General features: G+C 63.1%; 12 protein-coding genes and 1 pseudogene. 5 read left to right on the top strand and 8 right to left on the bottom strand.

All coding sequences use genetic code 11. The features are described 5' to 3' along the window. Positions 1 to 88: 88 nt before the first annotated feature. From SA496_RS22600 to SA496_RS22590, 3 genes are all read right to left on the bottom strand, one after another. On the bottom strand, positions 89 to 673 hold the full coding sequence (locus SA496_RS22600; RefSeq protein ID WP_120654409.1) for an IMPACT family protein: 585 nt from the start codon (positions 671 to 673) through the stop codon (positions 89 to 91). Then, a complete protein-coding gene (locus SA496_RS22595) occupies positions 673 to 1,341 on the bottom strand; it encodes a TetR/AcrR family transcriptional regulator (RefSeq protein ID WP_120654410.1) in 669 nt (222 codons plus the stop codon). Before SA496_RS22595 ends, SA496_RS22600 begins: the two co-directional genes overlap by 1 nt. A gap of 150 nt (positions 1,342 to 1,491) precedes the next feature. Beyond that, a complete protein-coding gene (locus SA496_RS22590) occupies positions 1,492 to 2,412 on the bottom strand; it encodes a LysR family transcriptional regulator (protein ID WP_120654411.1) in 921 nt (306 codons plus the stop codon). Between the two features lie 120 nt (positions 2,413 to 2,532). On the opposite strand from SA496_RS22590, the gene SA496_RS22585 reads away from it, so the two are divergent. The 3 genes from SA496_RS22585 to SA496_RS22575 all read left to right on the top strand — a co-directional run bounded on the left by SA496_RS22585 (position 2,533) and on the right by SA496_RS22575 (position 5,764). Beyond that, the gene (locus SA496_RS22585; RefSeq protein ID WP_330114498.1) at positions 2,533 to 3,879 is read left to right on the top strand and encodes an aspartate aminotransferase family protein; all 1,347 of its coding nucleotides are present in this window, start codon (positions 2,533 to 2,535) and stop codon (positions 3,877 to 3,879) included. Then, positions 3,879 to 4,166 carry a cupin domain-containing protein gene (locus SA496_RS22580; RefSeq protein WP_120654413.1) on the top strand — a complete coding sequence of 96 codons (288 nt, stop codon included), beginning with the start codon at positions 3,879 to 3,881 and terminating at the stop codon, positions 4,164 to 4,166. The genes SA496_RS22585 and SA496_RS22580 overlap by 1 nt, the downstream gene beginning before the upstream one ends. 101 nt (positions 4,167 to 4,267) lie before the next feature. Beyond that, complete coding sequence (locus SA496_RS22575; RefSeq protein WP_280358076.1) at positions 4,268 to 5,764, top strand: CoA-acylating methylmalonate-semialdehyde dehydrogenase; 1,497 nt, start codon at positions 4,268 to 4,270, stop codon at positions 5,762 to 5,764. Positions 5,765 to 5,836: 72 nt separating this feature from the next. Here the strand turns inward: SA496_RS22575 and SA496_RS22570 are convergent, their stop codons facing one another. Further along, positions 5,837 to 6,649: an NYN domain-containing protein gene (locus SA496_RS22570; RefSeq protein WP_153920604.1), complete on the bottom strand. Its 813-nt coding sequence runs from the start codon at positions 6,647 to 6,649 to the stop codon at positions 5,837 to 5,839. Positions 6,650 to 6,948: 299 nt separating this feature from the next. Then, positions 6,949 to 7,290: a zinc ribbon domain-containing protein YjdM gene (locus tag SA496_RS22565; RefSeq protein ID WP_120654416.1), complete on the bottom strand. Its 342-nt coding sequence runs from the start codon at positions 7,288 to 7,290 to the stop codon at positions 6,949 to 6,951. A gap of 198 nt (positions 7,291 to 7,488) precedes the next feature. Here SA496_RS22565 and SA496_RS22560 point away from each other — a divergent pair. Together SA496_RS22560 and cysC are read left to right on the top strand one after the other, a co-directional pair. Further along, a pseudogene (locus SA496_RS22560) lies at positions 7,489 to 7,934 on the top strand (sulfotransferase family 2 domain-containing protein). Next, the gene (gene cysC, locus SA496_RS22555) at positions 7,927 to 8,508 is read left to right on the top strand and encodes an adenylyl-sulfate kinase (RefSeq protein ID WP_120654417.1); all 582 of its coding nucleotides are present in this window, start codon (positions 7,927 to 7,929) and stop codon (positions 8,506 to 8,508) included. The pseudogene SA496_RS22560 and the gene cysC overlap by 8 nt, the downstream one beginning before the upstream one ends. 3 nt (positions 8,509 to 8,511) lie before the next feature. Here cysC and SA496_RS22550 read toward each other — a convergent pair whose 3' ends face one another. From SA496_RS22550 to SA496_RS22540, 3 genes are all read right to left on the bottom strand, one after another. Beyond that, on the bottom strand, positions 8,512 to 8,982 hold the full coding sequence (locus SA496_RS22550) for an LEA type 2 family protein (RefSeq protein ID WP_153920602.1): 471 nt from the start codon (positions 8,980 to 8,982) through the stop codon (positions 8,512 to 8,514). 498 nt (positions 8,983 to 9,480) lie between these two features. After that, positions 9,481 to 10,230, bottom strand: coding sequence for a phytanoyl-CoA dioxygenase family protein (locus SA496_RS22545; RefSeq protein ID WP_153920600.1), 750 nt, complete (start codon positions 10,228 to 10,230; stop codon positions 9,481 to 9,483). 77 nt (positions 10,231 to 10,307) lie between these two features. Beyond that, on the bottom strand, positions 10,308 to 11,144 hold the full coding sequence (locus SA496_RS22540) for an arylamine N-acetyltransferase family protein (protein ID WP_153920598.1): 837 nt from the start codon (positions 11,142 to 11,144) through the stop codon (positions 10,308 to 10,310). Between the last annotated feature and the right edge of the window lie 187 nt (positions 11,145 to 11,331).

Genomic DNA, 11,331 nt, shown 5'->3' with positions numbered 1-11,331 from the left:
GGGCCTGGGCTTGGTGCGCATGGCGCACCCTACGGCTGTGGATGGCTGATCGCCGAACCTTCGCTCCGGTTGGCGAATGAATTCATCCCTAGAGTCGTTTCACTTCCAGGCGTCCCCGACTGATGTCCCGCAGAACCTGTTCCAGCCCGGCGATGCGGCCATCGGGCAGGGCCAGGACCAGCTCGGCGCCTTCGGCATCGAAGCTTTCACTTTCCACCAGGGCTTCGAACTCGGCGAGGCGAGCCTTGAGTAGCGGTAGTTCGGCAAAACCGGGGTGGCAGCTGATGCGACTGCGCGCCACCAGCTCCACGCGTTGGCCGCCCTGCAGGCATTTGGCGGCGCTGCCGCCGTAGGCGCGTGCCAGACCGCCGGTGCCGAGTTGGATGCCACCGTAATAACGGATTACCAGCACTGCCACCTGGTCGCAATCCTGGCCTTCGATGGCGGCGAGGATGGGGCGTCCGGCGGTGCCTCCGGGTTCGCCGTCGTCGCTGAAACGATATTGGTTGCCCAGTTTCCAGGCCCAGCAGTTATGGGAAGCGCCGGGCTCGGACAGCCGTGCAATGAAGGCCTGGGCCTCCTCGACGCTGGCCACTTGTGCGGCGTGGGCGATGAAGCGGCTCTTCTTGATTTCCTCGCGGTATTCGGCGGGAGAGGACAGCGTGTATGGCATCAGGCGGTCGCGGGCGGCGTCAGGCCGCAGCCCTTGAGGATGATCTGAATGAGGTTCTGCGTGGCCGCTTCGAAATCGTCCTTGGTCAGGCGCTTGCGGCCGGTGACACGGCAGATCTGAGTGTTGAAGTCGGCGTAGTGCTGGGTGCTGCCCCAGAGCAGGAATATAAGGTTGACCGGGTCCACCGGATCCATCTTGCCAGCGGCGATCCAGGCTTCGAACACGCCTGCGCGTCCTTTGAACCACGTGCGGTAGTCCTGATCGAAGTGCTCTGCCAGGCAGCCGCCGCCGCTGATGATCTCCATGGCGAATATCTTCGACGCGAGCGGGTTGCGCCGGGAGAACTCCATCTTGGCGCGGATGTAGCGGGCCAGGGCCTCGGCTGGGTCGTCCTCGGCGGTCAGGGTATTGAAGGTGCTGTCCCAGAGTTCCAGTTGATTGCTCAACACCGCGACGTACAGACCCAGCTTGTTGGTGAAGTAGTAGTGCAGGTTGGCCTTCGGCAGCCCTGCGCGGACGGCGATGGTGTTCATGCTGGTGCCCTTGAATCCGTGGCGGGCGAACTCTTCTTCGGCGGCGGCAAGTATCAGTTCTTCGTTCTTCTGACGGATGCGTCCGGCGGGCTTCGCGGAAGGATTCGGGCTGTGGGCGGGCACCAGTGAGGTCATAGGCTTCCAGATTCTGAGATGGGGTGGCGACAGCACTGATAACTCAGGTTGGCGTGTCCGACAAGCCAAAACTGTAGCCGTGGTCAGGTTATTCGCGGGATTTGTCACGGCTGCACCCAAATGGGGCTGGGAAGCAGCCGTTTCGCACCGTCAGGTCGTCGCCGCCAGTGCTTCCAGGAAGCTCTCCAGCACCAGGTGCGGTCGGCGCCCCTTGCGGGTGACCGAGGCCAGCGACAGGTCGTAGAACCGGTTCGTCGGCTTCAGTGCCCGCAACCGCCCCTGTTGCACCCAGAAGGTGGCGTAATGGTCCGGCAGGTAGCCGATGTAGCGCCCGGTGAGGATCAGGAAGGCCATGCCTTCGCGGTCCGAGGCGCTGGCCGTGCTGTTGAGCACCTGATAATGGGACTGGATGTCCGCCGGTAGACGGAAGGTGGGGGCAATGGCGTCCTGCTGATTCAGGCGCTCGTCGCTCAGTTGCGCATCGTCGGCGTAGAACAGCGGGTGACCGACGGCGCAGTAGAGCAGCGAACGTTCGCTGTACAGCGGTTGGTATTCCAGGCCGGAGAGGGCCGCGGTCTGGGGTACCACGCCGACATGCAGACGACCGTCGAGCACACCTTGCTCCACCTCGCTGGGTGGCGTCATGCGGATATTGATCTGCACATCCGGCCCGAGGGTCTTCAGACGGGCGAGCGCGTTGGTGATGCGCATGTGCGGCAGCGTCACCAGGTTGTCGGTGAGGCCGATGTTCAGCTCTCCGCGCAAATGCTGGTGCAGACCATTGACCTCGGTGCGGAAGGTTTCCAGTGCCGCCAGCAACTGCATGGATGACTGGAATACCTCGCGGCCTTCCTCGGTCAGCGCGAAGCCGGCGCGGCCGCGTTGGCACAGGCGCAGGCCGAGGCGTTGCTCGAGGTCGCTCATTTGCTGGCTGATGGCCGAGCGACCGATGCCCAGCACGCTCTCGGCGGCGGAGAAACCGCCGCATTCCACCACGCTGCGGAAGATGCGCAGCAGGCGGATATCGAAATCGCTGACCTGCGCCAGCGGCTCGGGGCGGCGGCTGCTCATGGTTTAGTAACCTCTGATCTAAAGATAAGTAAAGTTGGATTTTCGTGACTTTATGCCCGTGGCAATGTCGGCAGCAAGTAGCTCGTCGTTCCTCAGAACAAGACCCATTCGAGGCCACACATGAACATGCCGCAGACCGCCCAGCTTCCTCTCGCCAGCCAGCTCAAGCTGGACGCTCACTGGATGCCGTTTTCAGCCAACCGCAACTTCCAGCGCGACCCGCGCCTGATCGTCGCCGCTGAAGACAGCTGGCTGATCGATGACCAGGGCCGTCGCATCTACGACAGCCTCTCCGGCCTGTGGACCTGTGGCGCCGGTCACTCGCGCAAGGAAATCCAGGAAGCCGTGGCCAAGCAGCTCGGCACCCTCGACTATTCGCCAGGCTTCCAGTACGGCCACCCGCTGTCCTTCCAGCTGGCCGAGAAGATTGCCAACCTCACTCCGGGCGAGCTGAACCACGTGTTCTTCACCGGTTCCGGTTCCGAGTGCGCCGACACCTCCATCAAGATGGCCCGCGCCTACTGGCGCCTCAAAGGCCAGCCGCAGAAGACCAAGCTGATCGGCCGCGCCCGTGGCTACCACGGCGTGAACGTCGCCGGCACCGCCCTGGGCGGCATTGGTGGCAACCGCAAGATGTTCGGCCAGTTGATGGACGTCGACCACCTGCCGCATACGCTGCAGCCGGGCATGGCCTTCACCAAGGGCGCAGCCGAAACCGGCGGCGTGGAGCTGGCCAACGAACTACTGAAACTGATCGAACTGCATGACGCGTCCAACATCGCCGCCGTGATCGTCGAGCCGATGTCCGGCTCCGCTGGCGTGATCGTGCCGCCGGCCGGCTACCTGCAACGCCTGCGCGAAATCTGCGACCAGAACAACATCCTGCTGATCTTCGACGAAGTGATCACCGCCTTCGGCCGCATGGGCAAGATGACCGGTGCCGAATACTTCGGCGTGACCCCGGACCTGATGAACGTGGCCAAGCAGATCACCAACGGCGCCATCCCCATGGGCGCGGTGATCGCCAGCCGCGAGATCTACCAGACCTTCATGAACCAGGCGACGCCCGAGTACGCCGTCGAGTTCACCCACGGCTACACCTACTCCGCGCATCCGGTTGCCTGCGCCGCCGGCCTGGCCGCCCTGGACCTGCTGGAGAAGGAAAACCTGGTGCAGCAATCGGCCGAACTGGCTCCGCACTTCGAGAAGGCCATCCACGGTCTGAAGGGCGCCAAGCACGTCGTCGACATCCGCAACTGCGGCCTGGCCGGTGCCCTGCAGATCGCCCCGCGTGACGGCGACGCCATCGTGCGTCCGTTCGAGGCCGGCATGGCCCTGTGGAAGGCCGGCTTCTACGTGCGCTTCGGCGGCGACACCCTGCAGTTCGGCCCAACCTTCAACGCCAAGCCGGAAGAGCTGGATCGCCTGTTCGACGCCGTCGGCCAGGCCCTGCAGGGCGTCAACTGATGAGCCAACGCCCGCAGGCCGTGCCCACCGTGCAGGTGGATAACGACGAGGTGATCGTCACCGAGTGGCGCTTCGCCCCCGGTGCCGAAACCGGTCGCCACCGCCATGGTTACGACTATGTCGTGGTGCCGATGACCAACGGCACCCTGCTGCTGGAAACCCCGGAGGGCGACAAGCACGCCCCCCTGGTGGCCGGCCAGAGTTACTTCCGCAAGGCAGGCGTCGAACACAACGTGATCAACGCCAGCGACCACGAAGTGGTCTTCGTGGAAACAGAAATCAAGTAATGCACGGTCTGCCCCCTCTCCCTCCAGGAGAGGGCTGGGGTGAGGGAAACCACCTCCCCTGCGGACCTACCGGACAAAATGCCCTACAAGAGACCCCACCCATGAGCCTCATTCCGCACCTGATCAACGGCGAACGTATCGACGACCAAGGCCGCACCGCGGACGTGTTCAACCCGTCCACCGGCGAAGCCCACCGCAAGGTCGGCCTGGCCAGCCGCGCCACTATCCAGCAGGCCATCGACGCCGCCAAGGCCGCCTTCCCGGCATGGCGCAACACCCCGCCGGCCAAGCGCGCCCAGGTGCTGTTCCGCTTCAAGCAACTGCTGGAGCAGAACGAAGCAGTCATCGCCAAGCTGATCGCCGAAGAACACGGCAAGACCCTGGAAGACGCCGCCGGTGAGCTCAAGCGTGGTATCGAGAACGTCGAGTACGCCTGCGCCGCCCCGGAAATCCTCAAGGGCGAATACACCCGCAATGTCGGCCCGAACATCGACGCCTGGAGCGACTTCCAGCCGCTGGGCGTGGTCGCCGGCATCACCCCGTTCAACTTCCCGGCCATGGTGCCGCTGTGGATGTACCCGCTGGCCATCGCCTGCGGCAACACCTTCATCCTCAAGCCCTCCGAGCGTGACCCGAGCTCCACCCTGCTGATCGCCGAGCTCTTCCATCAGGCCGGCCTGCCCAAGGGCGTGCTGAACGTGGTCAACGGCGACAAGGAAGCCGTGGATGCGCTGATCGAAGCGCCCGAAGTGAAGGCCCTGAGCTTCGTTGGCTCGACCCCGATCGCCGAGTACATCTATGCCGAAGGCACCAAGCGCGGCAAGCGCGTGCAGGCCCTCGGCGGCGCCAAGAACCACGCCGTGCTGATGCCCGACGCCGACCTGGACAACGCCGTCAGCGCACTGATGGGGGCCGCCTACGGTTCCTGCGGCGAGCGCTGCATGGCCATTTCCGTGGCCGTGTGCGTGGGCGACCAGATCGCCGATGCCCTGGTGGACAAGATCGTTCCGCAGATCAAGGGCCTGAAGATCGGCGCCGGCACCCAATGCGGCCTGGACATGGGCCCGCTGGTCACCGCCGCCGCCCGCGACAAGGTGGTCGGCTACATCGACGACGGCGTCGCTGCTGGCGCCAAGCTGGTGGTGGACGGCCGTGGCTACCGCGTGGCCGGCCATGAAGACGGCTACTTCGTCGGCGGCACCCTGTTCGACCACGTCAAGGCCGACATGCGCATCTACCAGGAAGAAATCTTCGGCCCGGTGCTGTGCATCGTCCGCGTCGGCAGCCTGGAAGACGCCATGCAGCTGATCAACGACCACGAATACGGCAACGGCACCTGCATCTTCACCCGTGACGGCGAAGCCGCCCGTCTGTTCTGCGACGAAATCGAAGTGGGCATGGTCGGCGTCAACGTGCCGCTGCCGGTACCGGTGGCCTACCACAGCTTTGGCGGCTGGAAACGCTCCCTGTTCGGCGACCTGCACGCCTACGGCCCGGACGGCGTTCGCTTCTACACCCGTCGCAAGGCCATCACGCAGCGCTGGCCGCAGCGCGCCAGCCACGAGGCTGCGCAATTCGCCTTCCCCAGCAACGGTTGATTGACCCGTTGAACGAAAAGGCCCGGCATATTTGCCGGGCCTTTTTGTTTTGATGGGTAACTGAGCGGACAGTTACTTTCCGATCTTGCGGTTGCGCACGAACAGCACCTTTCCCCCAGTCGTGGTGGTTCCACGTTCCTCGAGCTCGAAGTGTTTCGGGTTCCCCTTGATCAGGTCGCTCAACTTCTTGAACCCGTACAGGCGCGGATCGAAGTCGGTGCGGATCTTGGTGATGTTGGAACCCACAGCTGCGAGGGGAGCCCAGCCGTCTTCTTCGTCTAGCCCGTCGATGACTGTTGCAATTGCGTTCACCGGAACTTTCTGCGGCTTCACCGGGGAGGGCTTATCAGTCGATTTGGGCGCCTCGGCCGGTTGCGGCGCTGCAACGGACGGCTTGTCACCGCTGGGGGTTGGCTCAGGCAGAAGCTCGGCGCGAAGTATCTCGGTGTAGATGAACTTGTCGCAGGCCGAGACAAAGGGCTTGGGTGTCTTCTCCTCACCGAATCCGTACACGGTCAGGCCTTCTTCCCGCAAGCGCGCGGCCAGGCGGGTGAAATCACTATCGCTGGAAACCAGGCAGAAACCGTCGAAGCGCCGGGTATAGAGCAGGTCCATGGCGTCGATGATCAGCGCACTGTCGGTGGCGTTCTTGCCCTTGGTGTAGGCGAACTGCTGGATGGGCTGGATGGAGTGGTCGAGCAACACTTTCTTCCAGCTGCCCAGTTGCGGGCCGGTCCAGTCGCCGTAAATGCGTTTCACGCTGGCCACGCCGTACTTGGCGATTTCTTCGAACAGGCCCTCGATGATAGCGGCCGGCGCGTTGTCGGCGTCGATCAGAACGGCCAGGTGCTTCTGCTGGCGAGTGGCTTGCTGCTTGATGGCCATGGTTCATCCTTGGGGTAGTGAATGCCTGACCATACTGCGGACCGGTGACTGGTGCCATGGCCAGCGATGGGTCGTTTTCGTAGGGTGGCGCAAGCTTCACCGGCTCACCGACGGAGGCTGGATGCGCATGTAAAGCGATGTCCCCCTGCAAGGCTGGCAGCGGTGCTGCGGGGATTGCAGGAGTTATGTCTGGTCACCTTGTTGGGCTTAGTTTCGCTCAGCGCCAACCTATGGAGCTTGCATCTATGACCCAACAAAAAGCCCGACAGATGCCGGGCTTTTTGTCGGGGGGTAGAGACTTACACCTTGCGCACGAATTCCGATTTCAGCTTCATCGCGCCAATACCATCGATCTTGCAGTCGATGTCGTGGTCGCCGTCGACCAGGCGGATGTTCTTCACCTTGGTACCGACCTTCACTACCAGGGACGAGCCCTTGACCTTGAGGTCCTTGATCACGGTGATGGTGTCGCCGTCCTGCAGGACGTTGCCGACGGAGTCCTTGATCACCTTGTCGTCGCTGACTGCCTCAGCGCCGGTGTCGGCGGACCACTCGTGGGCGCACTCCGGGCAGATCAGCATTGCGCCATCTTCGTAGGTGTATTCGGAGTTGCATTTGGGGCAGGGCGGCAGGGTGCTCACGGTTTACCTCGACGTCGGTGTCACGAAAAACCATGGATTGTATAGGGTTTTGCCATCGCCTTGCCCATTTCTGCGCGTTCGTAATGCGTTTGTATCCGCCGCTTTACCGACTTGACCATGTCAAAATCTTCTCGGGAAAAGCGGCTGCTAGTCTGGCTCCATTGATAGTGCGCGGGCCTATCCCGCATCGAGGGTGCCATGCTGCAACCTGTGTTCTGGAAGCTGATCCCCAGGGAGCAGCGCAGTTTCCTGCGTAGCCGCCTGAGCGCGGTGGATCGTCAGGTAGTGAACCGGTCGATGTCCGCCAGGCTCGGGTTGCCGCCGCAGTTCAGCCTCAATGGTTGTCTCTTCATCCACGTCCCCAAGTTCGCCGGCAACAGTGTCAGCTCGGCGCTGTTCGGCAACTGGCGGCCGGGGCATGTGCCGCTGTACTGGTACGAGCAGCAGTTCCCCGAGCACTACGCGAGGGCGTTCAAGTTCACCTTCGTGCGCGACCCGCTGGAGCGCGCCTGTTCCGCCTACAGCACATGAACCACACTTTGCAGCGGCAGTCGGTCCCGGTGCGGGAATTCTGTTCGGCGCGCACTCGGCGCATAGTGCGCCGGGTCTATGCGCGAGATTACGAGTGGTTGGGCTATGAGTGAGGCAGTCACCTGCACGTTGGCCGTGCCTGCACGGGCCAGAGCTTCGATCAAGCATCAGCGTCCACGCTGCATCTGGCTGACCGGCCTGTCCGGCTCCGGCAAGTCCACCCTGGCCAATGCCCTGGAGCTTGAGCTCAACGCCCGTGGCCTGCACACCTATGTGCTGGATGGCGACAATCTGCGCGGTGGTCTCTGTCGCGGCCTGGGCATGAGTGCCGAGGATCGTCGCGAAAATGTCCGGCGCATCGCCGAAGTGGCACGGCTGATGGTGGATGCGGGGTTGATCGTGATCGTCGCGGCGATCTCGCCTTTTCGCGCTGATCGTGAAATGGCGCGGCAGTTGTTCAATCCGGGTGAATTCTTCTCTGTGTACGTCAGCACATCGTTCGATGTTTGTGCGCAGCGCGATCCGAAAGGCCTGTACCAGGCGGCGCTGGAAGGACGTATCCGTGACTTCACTGGCCTGGACAGTCCCTACGAGCCGCCGCTGGATGCGGACTGGGAAATTGATACCGGAGCTATTTCGCTGACGTCGGCGACTCACGAGCTGCTGGGATTCGTGCTGAGCACTTGAGGCTCAGGGCGTGTCGATGGGTTCGGGAATACTCAGAACGCCGGCGTCGGTGAAGCGCCGGGTTCCCCAGAAGCCGCCGCCCAGTTTGCCGCGCAGGGCGTAGGGCACGTTCTGGAACGGATGGGTGCCGCTGAGCGTCCAGGCCTGCCGCAGGACCGAAAAGGCCGAGATGGTCACCGGAACTTCGATCAGCGTCTCGCCAAATCCCGCCACCGTCCCGCCCTTGCTGCTGACCCCGCTGGCCATGGGCAGGTCGTTCAAGTCCAGTTCCAGGGCCACGCCGTTGTAATGGATGGCGCCCTCGTTGGGGTTCTGCACGCGGAGCTTGAGGTTGAAGCGCACTTCCAACCCCTCGCCGGGAATGGGCTCCATACCTGCCAGGTCGACCTGCAACGGGTCGCGTGTACCGAAGTCGGCACAGCCCGTCAGGAGCAGCAGGGGAATCAACAGGGCGGCAAGGCCGGTGGTGCGCATGGCGTGCTTCCTGCGTGAGGTCTTGCGTTGAAGTAAAGATCAGGCCCGTGCGGGCGTGCCCACATTTTCTGTGGAGCGAGCTGTGGATATCTTCTGGATGGATTGCCGCAAGGCCCGTGCCTGGAGGGTTGGCACTGGTTGCTCGTTTCATGTGCATGCGGGGTGCAACCCTATCCGCCTGAAGGCCTGCCGCAGATACTCACGGAATCTGTGGGGTAAGCTGTGGATAGCTTTGGGGTGGATGGCTACAGGCATTGAAGTGCGCGGCTTTCAGCGTGGTGGTTGGATTTTGCTCAGGTGTCTTGAGCTGCCTGGGCTGCGGGTTGCGATGGCTCTGAAACTCGCGAGTGAACTAGCTCCCATAACGCTAGGCATGCCCCCTGCTGCAGGTCAGGTAATGCGCACAAAAACTGTGGGTCGCTCTGTGGATATCTTTGGGATAAATGCCGCTGTGGCCCGCGGGAGATGGGCTGGAAGCGCTTGCTCGGTTTTTCGGCGTCAGTCGTATTCAGCGGCTTCGTGATCGCCCATCAGGCGGCGCTGACGCGGAGAGCAGGCGGCCAGCACGTCCGGGTTGAAGCGGAAGGCGAGGTAGGGCGAGAACTTCTGCGCCACCATGCGTCGTCCGTAATGCACCTGCAGCAGGTAGCGAGTGCGGTCGGCTGTGCGATTGCGACTGCCGGCGTGCCAGAGCTCGCTGCGAAACACCAGCACATCGCCGGCCCTGCACAGCACGGCTTCGGCCGATTTGCCGCGCCAGCTGGTTTCTCCTGTGCAGGGCTTGCGTCCGGCGCGATGGCTGCCAGGAATCACCAGAGTGGGGCAGAGGTCGGCGTCGATATCGTCGAGGTAGAGGTGCGCTGTGCATATCTGCACCGGCAGCGAGAAGGCCGGGTCAGCCAGCAGGCTTTCCGGCAGTTCCATGGCCAGATGGTCCACGTGCAGTTCGCCGCCGATAAAGCCGGGGTGGCTTCGCCAGGCGGTCATGCCGACCAGGTGGCAGTCTCCGCCGAGTGCCGCTTCGGCCAATTCGATCACTCCGGGCAGGTCGAGATATGGCAGCCACTCCGGGCCCCGGTTGAACACGCATTTGAAGTGGTCATCCACCAGGCCGATGTAGTCCCAGTGGATGGGCTGGAGTCGGTCCATCAGTGCGCGCAGGGTGGCGATGGCGGGGCCATCGAGTATGCCAGGAAGGAGGGTGAAACCCTGGTCGTGCAACGCCCGAAGGTGGTCGGTGGTGGACATGGGGATGTCCTCTTTCGCCGGTGGGGCTACCTGTAGGGTGGACCACGCGTCACCGGTCCACCATTCGAGCCCAGGCGTCAGCCCTTGAGCAGGCCGGCAAGGCGCTGGTGTAACGGCTCGATCTCGTCTTCCGTCAGGCTCAGCAGAAAGTCGTTTCTCAGCACTTCAACCAGTTCCGCTGCGTCTTCGATCTTACGGCTTTCCACCCGGCCATCGCGATGGCGCTTGTTGAAGGTGCCGTTGGCCAGGGTCAGGCGCCACTCGCCTTCGCTGCGGGCGGTCATCAGCATCTGCCGGAACACGCTATTGGGGTGGGTGGAGGTGTACCAGTTGCGCGGGATGCAATCGACCCAGGCGTTTACCTCCGCGCCGAAGCGATAGCAGGCCGCCCAGCCGGTTTCCGCGCGGAAGTTTTCCAGCTGCACTTCGCCGGTTCCGTCGTTCTGGGGGCGCAGGCGATAGGGGAGGTCGCCAGGCATTTCACCTGCCAGGGGCACGGCGCGCCAGGGGGTGGCGGAGCCGAAGCCGACATCCGCCAGGTAGGGGCCTTCCGGAAGCAGGACGCGCAGCATCAGGTGGGAAAGCATGGTCTGCGGTGCGTCCAGCGGCAGGCCCCAGCGCACCCGGCCGCCCAGCAGTTCGATCTGGTAGCCGAGGGCGAGCAGCAGGCGCGCGAAGAGATTGTTCAGCTCGTAGCAGTAGCCACCGCGTTGGCGCTCCACCACCTTGGCGAACACCGCGTCGGCGTCGATACGGATGGGGCGGTCGAGCAGTACGTCGACGTTCTCGAAGGCCACCCGGCGCTGATGAGCAGCGATGAGCCGGTCGAGGCTGGCAAGGTCGGGCTGCTTCGCAGCGGGGATGTCCAGATGGCGCAGGTAAGACTCGGTCTGTTGCGGGTTCAGCGCGTACATGCACGAAGGCTCCATGACGATGACGCCTGGATGCTAGCAGATGCCTTCCCACTGGCGATGAACGGTAGTTTGGTGTCGTTCTTAATCAACAGGCCCTGTAAAAAATAAGAAACTAACAGGTCACGAGATGACGCGGAAAATAGCGCTAAATCATGCGCTTGAGGTGATCTCTGTATTTTTGGTCAGA

Origin of the sequence: Pseudomonas sp. JS3066 (assembly GCF_036328175.1) — a bacterium.
Taxonomy (GTDB): Bacteria; Pseudomonadota; Gammaproteobacteria; order Pseudomonadales; family Pseudomonadaceae; genus Metapseudomonas.
The sequence above is the reverse complement of the archived record's forward strand: the minus strand, read 5'-3'. Positions and strand labels throughout refer to the sequence as shown.

Excerpts from the sequence above, each read along its gene's own strand:
- SA496_RS22600 (WP_120654409.1), bottom strand. The coding sequence starts at position 673 with ATGCCATACACGCTGTCCTCTCCCGCCGAATACCGCGAGGAAATCAAG.
- SA496_RS22590 (WP_120654411.1), bottom strand. The coding sequence starts at position 2,412 with ATGAGCAGCCGCCGCCCCGAGCCGCTGGCGCAGGTCAGCGATTTCGAT.
- SA496_RS22595 (WP_120654410.1), bottom strand. The coding sequence starts at position 1,341 with ATGACCTCACTGGTGCCCGCCCACAGCCCGAATCCTTCCGCGAAGCCC.
- SA496_RS22545 (WP_153920600.1), bottom strand. The coding sequence starts at position 10,230 with ATGTCCACCACCGACCACCTTCGGGCGTTGCACGACCAGGGTTTCACC.
- SA496_RS22585 (WP_330114498.1), top strand. The coding sequence starts at position 2,533 with ATGAACATGCCGCAGACCGCCCAGCTTCCTCTCGCCAGCCAGCTCAAG.
- SA496_RS22575 (WP_280358076.1), top strand. The coding sequence starts at position 4,268 with ATGAGCCTCATTCCGCACCTGATCAACGGCGAACGTATCGACGACCAA.
- SA496_RS22580 (WP_120654413.1), top strand. The coding sequence starts at position 3,879 with ATGAGCCAACGCCCGCAGGCCGTGCCCACCGTGCAGGTGGATAACGAC.
- cysC (WP_120654417.1), top strand. The coding sequence starts at position 7,927 with ATGAGTGAGGCAGTCACCTGCACGTTGGCCGTGCCTGCACGGGCCAGA.
- SA496_RS22570 (WP_153920604.1), bottom strand. The coding sequence starts at position 6,649 with ATGGCCATCAAGCAGCAAGCCACTCGCCAGCAGAAGCACCTGGCCGTT.
- SA496_RS22540 (WP_153920598.1), bottom strand. The coding sequence starts at position 11,144 with ATGTACGCGCTGAACCCGCAACAGACCGAGTCTTACCTGCGCCATCTG.
- SA496_RS22550 (WP_153920602.1), bottom strand. The coding sequence starts at position 8,982 with ATGCGCACCACCGGCCTTGCCGCCCTGTTGATTCCCCTGCTGCTCCTG.